This window comes from Thioclava sp. GXIMD4216, from assembly GCF_037949285.1.
GTDB classification, from domain to species: domain Bacteria; phylum Pseudomonadota; class Alphaproteobacteria; order Rhodobacterales; family Rhodobacteraceae; genus Thioclava; species Thioclava litoralis.
Window position 1 is genome coordinate 1,695,800 of record NZ_CP149926.1, and the last position, 15,251, is coordinate 1,711,050.

A 15,251-nucleotide genomic window follows, 5' to 3' on the forward strand; every position below is an offset into this window, starting at 1 on the left:
CTTGCGTTTACCTTCTGCGTGAAAAGTTTGGAGAGGGCGCGAGATTCGGGATTTCGAATATATCGAAATCACCATTTGGCCAGATCTGGCGCACTTCGCGCCGGATCAGGTCTGCATTGGGCAGAGGCAGGGAATAGGCCCGCAACGGTCCGTTATAGCCATAGCGGATCATCACCCGCGCGAGATCCAGAATATCGAACGCTTCGGAAAGCAGCGGCGAGAGCACAAGATCTGGTGCTGTTCTTTCAATCAGAGCGGCATCTATAGTTGTCAGCCGTGCAATAGTGATGGCCGCGCCCGTTACGCCGCGCAGCGCATGCGGCAGTTCCATTGTCGGTTCTATGACCAAGATCCGTCGGTCGGCAAGCTCTGCTGATTTGCGTTCGACCTCTGATGGAGGGTTATTGGGTCCAAGACGAGAGATCATTTAGCGTCAATCCTTTTCGTTATGATCAGGTTAACTCGCCAACGGGTGGAATGTCACACCCCAAAAACAGCTAGTGGTTAGCAAATGGTAAATGCGAAAATTTCCTGTCATCAACTGTTTACCGTGATCTGATTTAGGTCAATTCTGCAAAAAGGAAAAAGGAGTCCGTTTTGAATAAATCTTCGACGATTGCGGCCTTGGGGGCGGTTCCCTTTCCGATCCTGCTGGTAGGAAAGGACGAGAAAATCGTCTACGCCAACCCCTCGGCGCTTGGATTGTTCGGAGAGGGGCTTACCGGACGCACCTTTGTGACCGTGATCCGTAAACCCGCCATCAATTTCGCCCTCGACGAGGCGCTCAGGCAGGAGCGGGAAGAGCGTGTGCGCGACCGCCTCTCGCTTGGCGCGCGCGAGATGTCGGTGCGGGTGACGGTCTCGCCCATGCCGGCCGAGCCGGGGGGCACCTTGCCGCATGGGGGCGCATTGGTGGTGATCGAGGATATTACCGCTCTGGAAGAGGCGGAAGCGCAGCGCCGCGATTTTGTGGCCAATGTCAGCCATGAATTGCGCACCCCTCTGACCGCACTTTCGGGATTTATCGAGACTTTACTGCATGCAGCGAAAGATGATCCGGTCGCGCGGACGCGGTTTTTGTCGATCATGGAGCGGGAAGCGGCGCGGATGAACCGGCTGGTGGGGGATCTTCTGTCGCTCAGCCGCGTCGAATCGGAAGAGCGCAGGCGTCCGACGGAAAAGGTGGATATCTCTGCCGTTCTGAACGGTGCGATGCAGGCTTTGGCTCCGGTGGCCGAGGCGCGCAATGTGACCTTGCTGCGCGATGGTGAACCCGGACCCAAACGGGTCTCGGGCGATCCGGACCAGTTGACACAGGTTTTCTCGAATCTCATCGAGAATGCGATCAAATATGGGGCGCGCGATGCGCAGGTGCGCGTGACGCTCGGCTCTGTCGAACATGAGCCTACCCTGCGCGGCCCCGCGCTGCGGGTGGTGGTGGCCGATCAGGGCGACGGCATCGAGGCGATCCACCTGCCGCGCCTGACCGAACGTTTCTATCGCGTCGATACCCATCGTTCGCGCGAACAGGGGGGGACGGGGCTGGGCTTGGCGATTGTCAAACATATCGTTTCGCGCCATCGGGGGCGGCTGAAGGTTGAAAGCGAAAAGGGCAAAGGCTCGCGGTTTATCGTCTATCTGCCGCTGGCATGACGCGTCCGGCTGATGCTTTTTTCACCTTCAGCTTAAGGTTGTGGCATTTGTGACGTGCCGTTCTCAGGACGCGCGTCTCTGGCTGGAATATGTATCCGCTCGCGTTAACTATGCGATGAGAAAGGGGCGCGGAGAGGGGCGCAGCGGTCGCGCGTAACGGAACCGGATGCGCAGTTCCACGCTCATAACCCGCCAAGCACTTGCAAGAAGTCGCAATATGATCAAATCATTAGCCGACCGACTGTCCATGAGGAGAGATCATGACAACGATTCAGACCACCCCGTTCGAGGGCCAGAAGCCCGGCACTTCGGGGTTGCGCAAGAAAACCAAGGTTTTCATGCAAAAGCACTTTTTGGAAAATTTTATTCAATCCACCTTTGACGCGATCGGCGGTGTGGATGGTAAAATTCTGGTTCTGGGCGGTGACGGACGGTATTTCGGCAAAGAAGCGGCGCAGATCATTCTGAAAATGGCGGCGGCCAATGGGGCGGCCAAAGTGTTTGTGGGGCAGGGTGCGTGGCTTTCGACGCCTGCGGCCTCTCATCTGATCCGCACGCTTGAAACCGATGGCGGGATCATCCTGTCGGCCAGCCATAATCCGGGCGGCCCCGAAGAGGATTTCGGCGTTAAATATAACGCGGCCAATGGGGGGCCAGCGCCGGAAAAGATCACCGATGCGATCTTCGAGCGCACGAAAAACATCACCTCCTATCTCAAACTGGACGTGCCGGACGTGGATCTGGGCCATATCGGCACGCAGACGCTGGGGGAAATGGTTGTCGAGGTGCTCGATCCTGTGGCGGCCTATGCCGATATGATGGAAGGCATTTTCGACTTTGCCGCGTTGAAAGCGCTGTTTGCCAAGGGCTTCCGGATGCGCATGGATTCGATGTGCGCGATCACCGGTCCCTACGCGGTCGAGATCTTCGAGAACCGTCTGGGGGCGCCGAAAGGTACTGTGGTCCATGAGGTGCCGCTGGAGGATTTCGGTGGCATGCATCCCGATCCGAATCCGACCTGGGCGCATGAGCTGATGGCCGAGATGATGGGCGAGAATGCCCCCGATTTCGGCGCGGCTTCCGATGGCGATGGTGACCGCAACATGATTCTGGGCGCGGGCACCTATGTCTCGCCCTCCGATAGTCTGGCGGTGATCGCGGCCAATGCGAAACTGGTGCCGGCCTATGCCGAGGGGCTGAAGGGTGTGGCACGCTCGATGCCGACGTCGGCGGCGGTGGACCGTGTGGCCGAGGCACTGGGACTGGCCTGTTTCGAGACCCCGACCGGTTGGAAGTTTTTCGGCAACCTGATGGATGCGGGGCGCGTGTCGCTCTGCGGCGAGGAAAGCTTCGGGACAGGCTCCGACCATGTGCGCGAGAAGGACGGCCTCTGGGCGGTGCTGATGTGGCTCAACATCATCGCGGCGCGTGGCCAGTCGGTCGGCGAGATCGTTGCGGATCACTTCAAGCGCTTTGGCCGCAACTATTATTCGCGCCATGATTACGAGGCGCTGCCGAAAGAGCTGGCGGAAGGCATGCTGGATGATTTGCGCGCCAAGCTTTCCGACCTTCCCGGCAAGGAATATCAGGGGCTTGTCGTCGGCAATGCCGATGAATTCGCCTATACCGATCCGGTCGACCAATCCGTTTCGCAGCATCAGGGCTTCCGTATCCTGTTTGCGGGCGGGTCGCGTGTTGTGCTGCGCCTGTCTGGCACGGGCACCGAGGGCGCAACCCTGCGGGTCTATCTGGAGCGCTATGTTGCAGGTCCCGAAGGTCTGGCTCAGGACCCGCAAGAGGCCTTGGCCCCGATCATCAAGGCGACCGAAGAGATTGTCGGCATTGCCGCGACCACCGGCAAGCAGCAGCCGGATGTGATTACCTGATCTTGGTCAGGTTTTACGGCAGAAGGGGCGGGTCTTTCCGCCCCTTTTCTTTTGCCACTTGCTTGACCTTGCGTGGGGAAGGGCAGAACGTGGGGGCGAAGACGATTACGGAGGGCCCTATGGCTGATTTACCCTTTGATCTTGAAGCCCTTGACCGCTTGGCGAAAGTGGCTGTCCAAACCGGTTTGAACCTGCGGAAGGGGCAGGATCTTGTGGTGACCGCGCCGGTCGAAGCACTGCCGCTTCTGCGTCGTATCGTGGCCGAGGCCTATAAGGCGGGCGCGGGCCTTGTGACGCCGATCCTGTCGGATAGCGAGATGGCAAAGGCGCGCTATGACTATGCTGCGGATGATAGTTTCGACACCGCAGCGGGCTGGCTTTATGAAGGTATGGCCAAGGCTTATGCCAATGGCGCGGCACGTCTGGCGATTGTGGGCGAAGACCCGATGCTGCTTTCGGAATGCGATCCGGCGAAAGTGTCGCGCGCGGGCAAGGCCAATGCCAAAGCCTATAAACCCGCATTGGAGAAAATTTCGAATTTTGAAATCAACTGGTCGATTGTCAGCTATCCGACCGTGGCGTGGGCCAAGCGTATTTTCCCCGATCTCTCGGATCGGGAGGCTCAGGCGAAACTGGCCGAGGCGATTTTTGCGGCTTCCCGTGTGGATCGAGCTGATCCGGTCTCGGCTTGGGCCGACCATAACGCGACGCTTGCGAAAAAATCGGCCTGGCTCAACGAAGAACGGTTTTCGGCGCTGCATTTCACGGGGCCGGGCACTGATCTGGTGGTGGGGCTGGCCGATGATCATGAATGGCATGGCGGGGCCTCGCCCGCGCAGAACGGGATCGTCTGCAATCCGAATATCCCGACCGAAGAGGTTTTCACCACGCCGCATAAGGACCGCATCAATGGCACCGTGCGCGCGACCAAGCCGCTGTCGCATCAGGGCAGCCTGATCGAGAATATCGAGATGGTGTTCAAGGATGGCCGCGCCATCGAGGTCCGTGCGAGCAAGGGCGAGGCGGTTCTGAAAGAGCTTGTCGCGACCGACGATGGCGCGTGCAGTCTGGGCGAGGTGGCGTTGGTGCCCTTCCATTCGCCTATCTCGGAATCCGGTATTCTGTTCTACAACACGCTTTATGACGAGAATGCCGCCTGTCACATCGCTTTGGGGCAGTGCTATTCGAAGTGTTTCCTTGACGGCGCACGCCTGAAGCCCGACGAGATTGCGGCCAAAGGGGGCAATAGCTCGCTGATCCATGTCGACTGGATGATTGGCGGGCCGCAGACCGATATCGATGGTATTCGTGCCGATGGCAGTCGTGTCGCGATTTTCCGCAACGGCGATTGGGCCTGATCCGCAGGGTCTTCGCCCAAGCTGGCGAGCATCCTTGACACAACAAACGGCCCCGCAGGACGGGGCCGTTTTTTAAGTTATTGATCGTCAAACCGGTTTGAAACGGGACGCTTCATGCGGGCCGGAAGTTCGGCCCGTCGAACACCCGCCTCGGGTTCCCGCGCTGGATCTGGCCGTGCAGGTCGTGCAGCGCCATGCGCGCCGCCGCCTCGTTCATGGCCCGATCGGCAGAGATCAGCGCCGAAAGCCGGTCGATTGCGATCTTGCGGTTCTGGTGCTGCGAGCGGCTCTCACGCACCACAACCGACCAGAGGCGGCCCTGCGGGTCACACCAGCGTGCCCGAATCGCGCTGGAGGTCTTGTTCTGGTGCTGGCCACCCGGACCTCCGGCGCGCAGGCCGTCCATCACCACCTCATCGGGGGCAATGGACAGGCAGGCAGGACGGGAGGGCAGGCGGAAGATCTGGGCAAACCAGTTCTTGCGCGGATGTGCGGGGCGCAGCCTTGAGGCGCAGCGCCATAGCACCGTGCCTTCCCAGTCGCGCGCCATATCCGTCGCCCCCGAGCCGGTCAGAACGACCACAGCCGAAGACGGGCCATGCAGGGCAGCACGTTCGGATATGTCGATATCCAGCCCGAGGATCCCGGCCTCGTCAGCCAGTGCCTCCAGCAGATATGCGACCGCCTGACGGCATTCTGCCGGTCCGTTGCCCGAGGAGACAAGTAGGGTTTCGCGTGGGCTCATCTTTGGCCTCCTGACGTTTTATAGGTGATCAGCGGCACCATGCGCGCCAGCGGCGTGGCCAGCCCGAAAGCGGTCAGATCCGCCAGCACCGCTTCGGGAGCCTTATAGGCAGGGCCGGCCTCTTCAATCAGCAGGTCGCGGTCATGGCAGATCACGCGGCCCCCGAAGCGGGTGCGGGTCAGCGCTTCCAGTTCGGATCTGACCTTGCGGATGCGCCCATGCATCGAGGCGCGGTCGTAGCGCCGTCCTGCACCATGTGACACCGAGGAGAGGGCTTCGGGCACCGTATCCGGCAACGCCAGCAGGAAGCTTGGTGCCTCGCGCGAACCGGCCAGCGGAACCAGACCACGATCGGCCTCGGCGGCCCCCTTGCGATGCAGCCAGTGCCCCTGATGCGCCACCACCGAATTATGGACGCTGTCGCAAAGAGGCGTGACGGTCGTGCCCAGAGCGTCGGCGGCGGTTTCGGCAATCAGGCGACGATTGAGGCGCGCCCATGCCACGGCCCGTGCATGCAGGGCCAGATAGGCGTTCCCCGCCGCGCTTTGCGGGTCAAACCCCGCCTTCCAGCTGTCCTCCAGCCCGTCGAAAATCTGCGCCCCGTAACCGCGCGAGCCAGAATGGACCAGCAGACACAGATCACCCTTGCGCAGCCCCGCAGTTCCGTCGGTCTCCTCGACGGTCTGGAGCTCGCAAAAATGGTTGCCGCCGCCGATGGTGCCCAGACCGGCCTCCCCGATCTGCCCCGTCAGCCCTGCGGCTGCCAAGGCATCAGCGGCCTGCGCGGGATCGGTCCCCCGTTCCAGAACCTCAAGTCGTTTCGCGGCTTTGTCGAGTTTTAGTTTGCGGCGTGGCAGGTCCAGCCGCCAGAGCCCCATACCGCAGCCGATATCGGTGCCGACAAGCTGCGGATAGATCCGGTCGGCCAGAAAGGCCGCCCCCACCGGCCCGAATTTTCCGGGATGGAGGTCAGGAAAGCCCGCCACCGATTGCATGCCGGACCAGCCCGCCACTTGCGCAAGCTGGTCTTCCGCGCGGCCGTCAATCCAGCTGTCGCGCGTGTAGAAATGGCGGACGGGCGCGCGGCCTGTCCTGCCTGAAAAGGAAATGCCCATAGGCTGTATGTCTTTCCAAGAAGAAATAGCGATCTGGAATCGCGACTGGACAGACGGGGAAAGGAACGCTTTGGGCCGATCAGAACCGCGCCATGTCCGAAGAAAGGACTGTGGTGATGAATGTCGTCATGTCATGCTCTCCTCGGGCTGGGGTTTCAGAGGGGAGCTGGATAGGCCGATATGCGGCAAAGCACCAGAGCTGAGGGCGGGATCGTTGAGAAATAGTGCTAATTATGCACCGCGTGTGTTGCTTTTATATCCCGCTTTGCGCGGGGCTTTTTCCCTCTTTCGGGGAGGGCAGGGCCTTCGGGGATCATTTTATCGTTTCCTGCGCCATTCGGGCTTATACTTTTTGCCAGTATGAGAAAGGCTAGGGACACCGCTACCCTAGATCCTATTACAGATGCTTTTGCGTGAAACGATTGCTTCCCTTGTGAACGAGTAGACGCGATGCCTTGCAGGAGATGCTTATGAGCCGAGAGTTTCGCACCGCCCTTATTGTCGAGGATCACCCGCTTTTCGGGGATGCGCTGGCGATGACCTTGCAGACGGTCGCAGGGATCGAAGAGGTCAGCCATGCGGAGCGGATCGGTCTGGCGCTGGAATTTCTGGAAAGCAGGCCCAGTCCCGATGTGATCGTGCTTGATCTCAACCTGCCCGATGTCACGGGGCTTGACGGCCTGATGAAGCTGCGTGCTGCCGCACCGCAACTGCCGATCGTGGTGATTTCCTCGGTGGATGAGCCGCGGGTGATCCGGCAGGCGCTTCTGGCGGGTGCGGCGGGTTTTGTGCCCAAACATTCCAAGCGCGAACTGTTCCGCATCGCCTTCAGCGCGATCGCCCAAGGCGAGGTCTTCGCCCCCGAATGTTCGGGCGACGATCTGACCAAATCCGACGAGGCGTCGTCGCAGGATGAGGCGATCCGCCGCCTCAGCCAGTTGACCCGCCAGCAGGCGCGCATTCTCGACCAGATCTGCGAGGGCAAGATGAACAAGCAGATCGCCTATGATCTGTCGATTGCCGAGACCACGGTGAAAGCGCATGTCACCGCGATCATGCGCAAGCTCGGGGTCTATTCGCGCACGCAGGCCGTGCTTCTGGCGCGCGAAGCCCATTCGCTTTCGTCCTCGCCCGATCCTGCGACCCCGCGCTGATCCCGCCTGACGGAGTTCGCCCATGCTGTCCGCTGCAATAGAACACAGGCGCATCGAAGGCGCTTTGATGCCGCTGACCGCCTCTGTGAGTGCCGATGCAGCGCGCCCGTTACAGGCGCTGTCCGAAGAACTGGGCGCGGGGCCCTTCGCGCTGGTGCTGCTGTTTTGCAGCCCGCAGGCGCAGATCGGCAAGATCGTCGCGGAGGCCGAGGTGCTGTTTTCCGGCTCTGTTGTGGCGGGCTGCACGACAAGCGGAGAGCTGACCCGCCACGGCTATAGCGAGGGGCAGATTCTGGCTTTTGCCTTCCCGCAGGAGGGGTTCGAGGTCGAACCGGTGCTGGTGTCCTCGCTGGCACGCGAAGATGCGCGCCAGATCATCGAACAGATCACCAACCGGCGGCAGGCGATGGCCCTGCGCGAGGGGGCGGGGCCGAATGAATTCGCCCTTTTGCTGGCCGACGGGACCAATGCCCAAGAGGATGCGCTGCTGAACACGCTGTCCGGCGGTCTGGGGCCGGTGCCGGTTTTCGGCGGCTCGGCGGGTGATGGGGGGGCGGCGGGGCAGACCTGCCTGTTCCTGTCGGGCAGGCTCTATCAGGATGCGGCCATCCTGCTTCTGGTGCGCGCCCATGCCAGCTTCCGGATGTTTTCGGTGAACCATCTGGTGCCCACGGGGCGGCGCATGGTGGTCACGCAGGCAGATCCTGCCCGCCGCGCCGTGCTGCGGATCAATGACGAACCTGCCGCTGCCGAATATGCCCGACTGCTCGGGGTTGCCGAGAAAGATCTGTGCCAGTTTCTTTTTTCCATCAACCCTGTGCAGGTGCGTGTGGGCGGGCGCTATTACGTGCGCTCTATCCGTGAATGCAGCGAGGATGGCGGGCTGGTGTTTTTCTCGGCGATTGATCGCGGATTGGTGTTAACGCTTGCGCGTCCGCAAAATATGGTGCGTCATCTGGAAGATGAACTGGAGCGTCTCAGTCAGCCCGCCGCACCCGGTCTGATTTTGGCCTTCGATTGTATTTTCAGACGTATAGAGGTCGAGGGACGGCAGATTATGCAGCCCGTATCCGATTTGTTGCGGCGCTATAATGTGCAGGGGTTCTCCACCTATGGCGAGCAGTTCGGAGCGATGCATGTTAATCAGACTTTCACCGGCATCGCGTTTTACTCTCCCTTGGGTCGCGGGCCTCGGGGCCAAGGGGAGGAAGAGGAGAGAGTATGACGGACCGGATGCCGGACCAGCTTGCAGCATCCCTGCTTGGGCCCGGTGATGACATTCTGCGACAGAACGAGAAGCTGCTGGCGATTGCCTCGGCATTGATCCGCCATGCGGAATCGTCTCGTGGTGACAGCGAGGCAGGATATGCGCAGTTCGAACGCGCGGCCCTTCTGGAAGATCAGGTGCGCGAACGCACGCGGGATCTGGAAAAGGCGCTGGATCTGCTGAACATGTCGAATGCGCGGCTGGCCGAGGCCAATCGCGAAACCGAATCTGCCCGCCAGAATCTGGCCTCGGCCATCGAGACGGTGCAGGAGGGGTTTGCCCTGTTCGATGCGCATGAACAACTGGTGATGTGCAATACCCGTTTCAACGCGCTGCTGATCGATATTCGTGCCGATCTCAAGCCCGGCCTCGGCTTTCTCGACTATCTCGATCTGGTGTCGGCCTCGTCGCATCTGCATTTGCCGGCAGGCATGACGCGGGCGGACTGGGTGGCGATGCGCCGCAAGCGCCATGACGAACATCACTTCATCTTCAATCAGGAGATGGGCGATGATCGCTGGATTCAGGTCAGCGAACACCGGACCCGCGATGGTGGCACGGTGATCTTGCAGACGGAGGTGACCGATCTGATCCGCCGCGAACGCGAAGAGCGCGGGCGGCTTCTGGATGACCAGACACGGATCTTGCAAGCCACGCTGGAACATCTGAAGCTGGGGGCCTGTATCTTTGACGCGCGGTTGCGTCTGTTGGGGTGGAATGAACGGCTGGCAGAGCTTTTGCTGTTGCCGCGCAACCGGTTGCGGCGCGGGATGCAGTTCGATCTTTTGCTGGAACAGGTGCGCGACCAGTTCGTTTTTCCGCATGGTCTGTCGGCTTACCGGCTGGCGGATTGGGTGCGGCGCGCGCGGCGGCGCGACAATTTCCAGATGGAGCTGACGCGCGAGGGCGGGCAGGTCTATGACCTTTACGCGCAGGAACTTCCCGATGGTGGCTTCGTGATGTCGCTGACCGATATCACCGCCGAGCGGCAGGCCATCAGCGAGTTGAGCCGCGCCAAGGATACGCTTGAGGCGCGGGTGATGGAGCGGACGCTCGAGCTTGAAGACGCGCTGTCACGGGCGGAACGGGCCAATGCCTCGCGCGCACGGTTTGTTGCCGCCGCCAGCCATGATCTTTTGCAGCCGCTCTCCGCCGCAAAGCTTTATATGGCCTCGCTCAGCGACGAGACCATGTCTCCGCTTGCGGCAACAACGCTGGAAAAGGCGCAGAATGCGCTGCTGTCGGTCGAGGGGATTCTTTCAGCGCTGCTGGATATTTCACGGCTCGAGGCCGGTAAGGCGGCTGTGCATCCCGGTCCGATCCCGCTGGCCCCGATGTTCCGCGCGCTGCGCGACGAATTTACGCCCATTGCCGAGATGAAAGGTTTGCAGCTTTTGATCCGCGACACGGAGGCGGTTGTGGTGTCCGACAACACCTATCTGCGCCGTATCCTGCAAAACCTGATCTCCAATGCGATCCGCTATACGCCCAAGGGACGGGTTCTGGTCCGCGCCCGTCACCGGCGTGGCGCGGTGCGGGTGGAGGTGCGCGATAGCGGGCCCGGTATTCCCGATGACGAACAGGAGCTGATCTTCCGCGAATTCCATCGGGTCAATGCCAAGGCCTCTGCCTCGGAGGGGATGGGGCTCGGGCTTGCGATTGTCGAGCGGGCCGCGGCCTTGCTGAGCCATCCGCTGACCCTGCGTTCGCAGTTGGGATGTGGTGCGACGTTCAGCGTCGAGATTCCTCTGGCCCGTAAGGACAGCCTGCCCAAACCGGCGGCCGATCTTCTGGCCTATCATGCCAGCGAACCGGATAGCCGGGAACAGACCGTCCTGCTGGTCGAGAATGACGCGGAACTGTCGCGGGCGATGGTGCAACTGCTTGAAAAATGGGGCATTAATGTGCTTGATGTGTCAAGCGCCGAAGAGGCGTTGGAGCTGATCGCCGATACTGGTGTAGAGCCGGATTTCTGGCTGGTGGATTATCAGCTTGGCGAAGGTATGAACGGGGTCGAGCTGATCCGCATGCTGCGTCAGCAGCAGGGGGATATCAAGGTGCGGCTGGTGACGGCCAATCGTTCCTTGGAACTGATGAAGCAGGCCGAGGCCGAGAAGATCACGATCCTGCCCAAGCCGATTGTCCCTGCCGCTTTGTCGGTGTTTTTCTCGGGGTTGGAGCAAGGGCGCTAGGGTCCCGTGAGGGGCGTGCCCCGTCATCTCCTGCAAAGGCGCGTCGCCAAGCGAGGCGGGGTATGGTGGCAGGGCCCGCAGGAAGCAGGCCCTATGCGATATTGGATCGGTCGGCTTACACCGTTTCCGGGAATGTGATGACCTGCCGCATATCCGAACCGGTATCGGCCCATGCTTTGCGCAACGCGCTCAGGGGATGGGCCTGTGTCGGTATACGGATCCCCGTGTCTGCGGCAAGCTGTAGCATCTCGCCGATGGCGGCGATGATTTTCGGGGTCGGCACGCTGCCAAGGCCGCTGCCCATCAGCTCGATCGCGCAAGAGCGCAGCCAGCCGCCGGGAAGGCTGATTTCGGCCCCGCTTTGCGAACCGATCTGTACGAAGCGCCGGCGCTTCTCATGAGGGAGCGCATGGCTTGCCGCCTCAAGGAGCGCGCGCGCCGATGGGCCCCAGAGATAATCCAGAATGACATCCGCCCCCGTATCGAGCGCCGCCGAGAAGGTCTTCTGCATCGCAGCGGCATCTTCGGTCAGCTGTATCGTCTCATCCGCCCCAAGCGTTTTGAGATGGGCCAGTTTCTGGGCATTGCGCCCTGTCGCGATGATGTGGCTGGCCCCGAGATGTTTGGCAATCTGCACCGCAAGCATCCCCGATGCGCCGGTGGCCCCGTTGATCAGCACGCTTTCGCCCGCATGCAGGCCCGCACGTTCCTTGAGCGCGATCCAGGACGACATACCCGGATTGGCGAGCGCCGCGGCGCTGATATCGTCAAGCCCGTCGGGCAGTGTGACACATTGCAGGCGGGGCACGGCCACCTGTTCGGCCATTGCCCCGAACGGCGCGGCGGGAAAGGCAAAATAGACCCGCGTGCCATCGGGCAGGGTGCCGACCCCGTCGACGCCGGGAATAAACGGGTAATGCCCATCGAAAGAGTAATGCGTGCCGGATGCACGGGCGCGCACAAGCTGGCTGATGGCCGCCGCGCGGACATGTACCAGAACTTCGCCGTCCTTGCAGGAAGGAGCGTCAAACGTCGAGGCTTCAGGGGGCTGGCCCAGTTGGGTGACAATGGCGGCTTTCATGAATCTCTCTTTCGATAGATGAATATATGTGTATTATGCAGGTAATTCACGCAGCCTGAGGGTGTCAATGAAAAACGTGCATAATACACATATGTCGGCAGAAATGCGGCAGCTTCATGGGGCGGTTCTGGATATCGTGGCGGTGATGAACCGCCCGCAGCATGATGGAAAAATGGTCGAGGCCGCAGGGATCAAGCTGGATCGGGCATTGTTTCCTTTGCTGGTGCTGGTCGAGAGGCTGGGGCCGATTGCCTTGGGCGAACTGGCGGACAGGGTCGGGCGTGACCATACGACAATCAGCCGTCAGGCCGCCAAGCTGGAGGCACTGGGGCTGATCCAGCGTCAGGCTTCGCGCGATGACCGGCGGGTACGCGCGGCGGTCATTACCGACGCGGGACGGCAGATGACGGACCGTATCGATGCGGCCCGCGAGGCCATCATGCGCCGCACGTTGACGGGGTGGTCTGGGGAGGAGGTGGCGGCATTGGTGACGTTGACCCGTCGTTATGCGGATGCGATGCTGGAACAAAGTGCGCGGCTCGCCGATCCGCAGGACTAGGGACGGTTTTGCTGGGGGGCTGTCATGCCGGTTGCGCGGTATGGGCCGCGATCCACAAAGGCGCATTGTTGAAGCATGCGGGAGTGCGGGCTTGATTGCCGTTTCACATGGTCCTCAAAGCGCTTTGAAGGCCCGTGTTGCGGGTCATGTTCCCCGCGTTGCGCCAGAATATTTTCTGCACAACGCATTGGAATTAAATGTTTATGTTTTGTGCAAGCGTGATAAGCGGCGCTAGCGCGGCATTGTCCGCATCGCGACGCGTCTTGAGCACGACGGACAGATGTGGAGGCTGGAAAAGCGGGCGCATCACAACCTCCGCCCCTAGCTGGTCGCAGATGGAGGAGGGCACCAGCGCCACCCCCAGATCGGCAGCGATCAGGCGCAAGACGGTGTTTTGCAGCTTTGGCTCCAGCGTAAAATGCGCTGGAAGTCCTGCGCGAGCCAGAAATTCGGTGATTGCGTGACGCAAAACGGCCACCGTCTGGTCGGGGGCCGCAATCAGCGGCTGCGCCTTGAGGTCTTCGGGATGGATGATCGCGCGCTTGGCCAGCGGATGCGTGGGGCAACACACGAAGCTGAGCGTGTCACGCATCACCTCCACTTCGTGCAGCGCGGGCGTCGTGCGACCGGCGAAGGTAATCCCCGCATCCAGAACTCCTGAAAGCAGCAGATTTTCGATCTCGCCGGGCGTTGTTTCTTCCAGTCGCACACGCACATCGGGGCGGAGCGCGGTATAGGCGCGCAGCAGGTTCGGCACAAGCCGGTGCGCGGCATGCATCATGAAGCCCAGACGCAACTCTCCCTTCAGCCCTTCGCCGACAAGGCGGGCATCGCGGCAGGCATCCTCGAAACTTGCCAGAACCTTACGGGCATCTTCCAGAAAACGTTGTCCCGCCGCGGTCAGGCGGGTCTGACGGGCGCTGCGATCCACCAACACAGTGCCGATATCCCGTTCGAGATTGGCAATCTGTCGGCTGAATGGCGGCTGCGTCATGTTCATCCGCGCGGCCGCCTGCCCGAAATTCAGGGTTTCACCAAGGGCCACGAAAAGCCGCATATGCCGTGTGTCCATACCTTTTGGGTATCCTGAGCGTATTTGATATGGATTGGATTATATCGGTCAGCCTTTCTAAAAAGAACCCGTTTTTAGTAACGGAGCCCAATCATGTTGGCGAACCTTCTTATCGTGTTGCCTATCTTTGCCCTGATCCTCACCGGATGGGTCGCGCGCAGGAGCGGGGCATTGGGGCCGAATGCCACGCGCGAGGTCAATCGCGTGGTGGTCTATCTCGCGCTGCCCGCCCTGCTTTTCGATATTATGGCCAAGGCGGATCCGGCGCAGATCTGGCAGCCTGGGTTTATCCTCGCCTTTGGCGCGGGCTGTCTTGTGGTGTTTGCTGGGACCGTTTTGTTGCGCAAGTGGCAGGGCACCGCTCTGGCCGATGCCGCGATTGACGGGCTGAATGCCGGTTATGCCAATACCGGATTTATCGGATTTCCCCTGATCGCCGCCGTGATCGGGCAAGACGCTCTTGGGGTGACACTGGTGGCGACGATCATCACCGCCTGCGTGTTATTCGCGATTGCGATCGTGCTGATCGAGGTGAGCACGATGGAGGCGGCGCGCCCGTCGCAAATTGTGTTCCAAACCGTTTTGAAACTGGTGAAAAACCCGCTTCTTATCGCGCCGGTTCTGGGGTTGGTCTTTATGGCGGGGCATCTGCCGATGCCTCATGCGCTTGATACCTATCTCAAGCTGATGGGAGGCGCGGCCTCACCCTGTGCACTGATCGCTTTGGGCCTGTTTCTGGCCGAGAATGCGGGGCGTGCCCCCAAGGCCGGAAAGCCGATGCAGATGACGCTGGTGCTGCTGAAACTGGTAAGCCAGCCTTTGGTCACATGGATTATCGCGGTGCCGTTGCTGCATTTGCCGCTCCCTATGGCGTCTGCCGCTGTGATTCTGGCGGCTTTACCCACCGGAACCGGCCCGTTCATGCTGGCGGAATTCTATGGCCGCGAAGCGCTATTGACCGGCCGTGTGGTCTTGATCTCTACGGTGCTGTCCATCGTAACCCTCTCGGCCTGTCTCGCATTGTTCTGATTTGTCACCTCCCACGCAGGGAAGGCACAGAGGCCCGCATCAATCGGGCCTTTTTGCTGAAAAAAGCGCTTTGGCAAGGCGTGACCCAAGCGTTGTAGGGAGCTTTTCCCTTGTTGCCGGTGGTGCGCGTGCCAGCCCGA

Annotated in this window: 13 protein-coding genes; 8 read left to right on the plus strand and 5 right to left on the minus strand. The window is 60.9% G+C overall.

Features of this window, described 5'->3' with window-relative positions; translation table 11 throughout:
- Positions 1-7: 7 nt before the first annotated feature.
- A complete protein-coding gene (locus WDB88_RS08480; RefSeq protein WP_339107236.1) occupies positions 8-427 on the minus strand; it encodes a hypothetical protein in 420 nt (139 codons plus the stop codon).
- Between the two features lie 170 nt (positions 428-597).
- Between WDB88_RS08480 and WDB88_RS08485 the strand changes: the two genes are divergently transcribed.
- The 3 genes from WDB88_RS08485 to WDB88_RS08495 all read left to right on the plus strand — a co-directional run bounded on the left by WDB88_RS08485 (position 598) and on the right by WDB88_RS08495 (position 4,897).
- Complete coding sequence (locus WDB88_RS08485; protein ID WP_339107237.1) at positions 598-1,653, plus strand: ATP-binding protein; 1,056 nt, start codon at positions 598-600, stop codon at positions 1,651-1,653.
- A gap of 260 nt (positions 1,654-1,913) precedes the next feature.
- Positions 1,914-3,539: an alpha-D-glucose phosphate-specific phosphoglucomutase gene (locus WDB88_RS08490; protein WP_339107238.1), complete on the plus strand. Its 1,626-nt coding sequence runs from the start codon at positions 1,914-1,916 to the stop codon at positions 3,537-3,539.
- Between the two features lie 119 nt (positions 3,540-3,658).
- A complete protein-coding gene (locus WDB88_RS08495; RefSeq protein ID WP_339107239.1) occupies positions 3,659-4,897 on the plus strand; it encodes an aminopeptidase in 1,239 nt (412 codons plus the stop codon).
- A gap of 112 nt (positions 4,898-5,009) precedes the next feature.
- Here the strand turns inward: WDB88_RS08495 and WDB88_RS08500 are convergent, their stop codons facing one another.
- The gene (locus tag WDB88_RS08500) at positions 5,010-5,642 is read right to left on the minus strand and encodes a peptide chain release factor-like protein (RefSeq protein ID WP_339107240.1); all 633 of its coding nucleotides are present in this window, start codon (positions 5,640-5,642) and stop codon (positions 5,010-5,012) included.
- The gene (locus tag WDB88_RS08505) at positions 5,639-6,757 is read right to left on the minus strand and encodes an RNA ligase RtcB family protein (RefSeq protein WP_339107241.1); all 1,119 of its coding nucleotides are present in this window, start codon (positions 6,755-6,757) and stop codon (positions 5,639-5,641) included. Before WDB88_RS08505 ends, WDB88_RS08500 begins: the two co-directional genes overlap by 4 nt.
- A 470-nt stretch (positions 6,758-7,227) precedes the next feature.
- Between WDB88_RS08505 and WDB88_RS08510 the strand changes: the two genes are divergently transcribed.
- From WDB88_RS08510 to WDB88_RS08520, 3 genes are read left to right on the plus strand one after another with little or no spacing between them, the layout of a single operon-like run.
- Positions 7,228-7,911 (plus strand): response regulator transcription factor, encoded by a 684-nt coding sequence (locus WDB88_RS08510; RefSeq protein ID WP_339107242.1) that lies wholly within the window; start codon positions 7,228-7,230, stop codon positions 7,909-7,911.
- A 22-nt stretch (positions 7,912-7,933) separates the two neighbouring features.
- Positions 7,934-9,136 (plus strand): FIST N-terminal domain-containing protein, encoded by a 1,203-nt coding sequence (locus WDB88_RS08515; RefSeq protein WP_339107243.1) that lies wholly within the window; start codon positions 7,934-7,936, stop codon positions 9,134-9,136.
- Positions 9,133-11,370, plus strand: coding sequence for a PAS-domain containing protein (locus WDB88_RS08520; protein WP_339107244.1), 2,238 nt, complete (start codon positions 9,133-9,135; stop codon positions 11,368-11,370). Before WDB88_RS08515 ends, WDB88_RS08520 begins: the two co-directional genes overlap by 4 nt.
- 115 nt (positions 11,371-11,485) lie before the next feature.
- On the opposite strand, the gene WDB88_RS08525 is transcribed toward WDB88_RS08520, so the two are convergent.
- Positions 11,486-12,451 carry a zinc-binding alcohol dehydrogenase family protein gene (locus WDB88_RS08525; RefSeq protein WP_339107245.1) on the minus strand — a complete coding sequence of 322 codons (966 nt, stop codon included), beginning with the start codon at positions 12,449-12,451 and terminating at the stop codon, positions 11,486-11,488.
- A gap of 67 nt (positions 12,452-12,518) precedes the next feature.
- Between WDB88_RS08525 and WDB88_RS08530 the strand changes: the two genes are divergently transcribed.
- Positions 12,519-13,010, plus strand: a complete 492-nt coding sequence (locus tag WDB88_RS08530; RefSeq protein WP_339107246.1) for a MarR family transcriptional regulator — start codon at positions 12,519-12,521, stop codon at positions 13,008-13,010.
- A 193-nt stretch (positions 13,011-13,203) separates the two neighbouring features.
- On the opposite strand, the gene WDB88_RS08535 is transcribed toward WDB88_RS08530, so the two are convergent.
- On the minus strand, positions 13,204-14,082 hold the full coding sequence (locus tag WDB88_RS08535) for a LysR family transcriptional regulator (RefSeq protein ID WP_339107247.1): 879 nt from the start codon (positions 14,080-14,082) through the stop codon (positions 13,204-13,206).
- Positions 14,083-14,175: 93 nt separating this feature from the next.
- Here WDB88_RS08535 and WDB88_RS08540 point away from each other — a divergent pair, with 93 nt between their 5' ends.
- Positions 14,176-15,111, plus strand: a complete 936-nt coding sequence (locus WDB88_RS08540; RefSeq protein ID WP_339107248.1) for an AEC family transporter — start codon at positions 14,176-14,178, stop codon at positions 15,109-15,111.
- Positions 15,112-15,251 lie beyond the last annotated feature (140 nt).

Bases quoted from the DNA above. Each gene is read 5' to 3' on its own strand.
- WDB88_RS08520 (WP_339107244.1), top strand. From the start codon at position 9,133: ATGACGGACCGGATGCCGGACCAGCTTGCAGCATCCCTGCTTGGGCCC.
- WDB88_RS08540 (WP_339107248.1), top strand. From the start codon at position 14,176: ATGTTGGCGAACCTTCTTATCGTGTTGCCTATCTTTGCCCTGATCCTC.
- WDB88_RS08495 (WP_339107239.1), top strand. From the start codon at position 3,659: ATGGCTGATTTACCCTTTGATCTTGAAGCCCTTGACCGCTTGGCGAAA.
- WDB88_RS08530 (WP_339107246.1), top strand. From the start codon at position 12,519: ATGAAAAACGTGCATAATACACATATGTCGGCAGAAATGCGGCAGCTT.
- WDB88_RS08525 (WP_339107245.1), bottom strand. From the start codon at position 12,451: ATGAAAGCCGCCATTGTCACCCAACTGGGCCAGCCCCCTGAAGCCTCG.
- WDB88_RS08480 (WP_339107236.1), bottom strand. From the start codon at position 427: ATGATCTCTCGTCTTGGACCCAATAACCCTCCATCAGAGGTCGAACGC.
- WDB88_RS08535 (WP_339107247.1), bottom strand. From the start codon at position 14,082: ATGGACACACGGCATATGCGGCTTTTCGTGGCCCTTGGTGAAACCCTG.
- WDB88_RS08515 (WP_339107243.1), top strand. From the start codon at position 7,934: ATGCTGTCCGCTGCAATAGAACACAGGCGCATCGAAGGCGCTTTGATG.
- WDB88_RS08490 (WP_339107238.1), top strand. From the start codon at position 1,914: ATGACAACGATTCAGACCACCCCGTTCGAGGGCCAGAAGCCCGGCACT.
- WDB88_RS08500 (WP_339107240.1), bottom strand. From the start codon at position 5,642: ATGAGCCCACGCGAAACCCTACTTGTCTCCTCGGGCAACGGACCGGCA.
- WDB88_RS08510 (WP_339107242.1), top strand. From the start codon at position 7,228: ATGAGCCGAGAGTTTCGCACCGCCCTTATTGTCGAGGATCACCCGCTT.
- WDB88_RS08505 (WP_339107241.1), bottom strand. From the start codon at position 6,757: ATGGGCATTTCCTTTTCAGGCAGGACAGGCCGCGCGCCCGTCCGCCAT.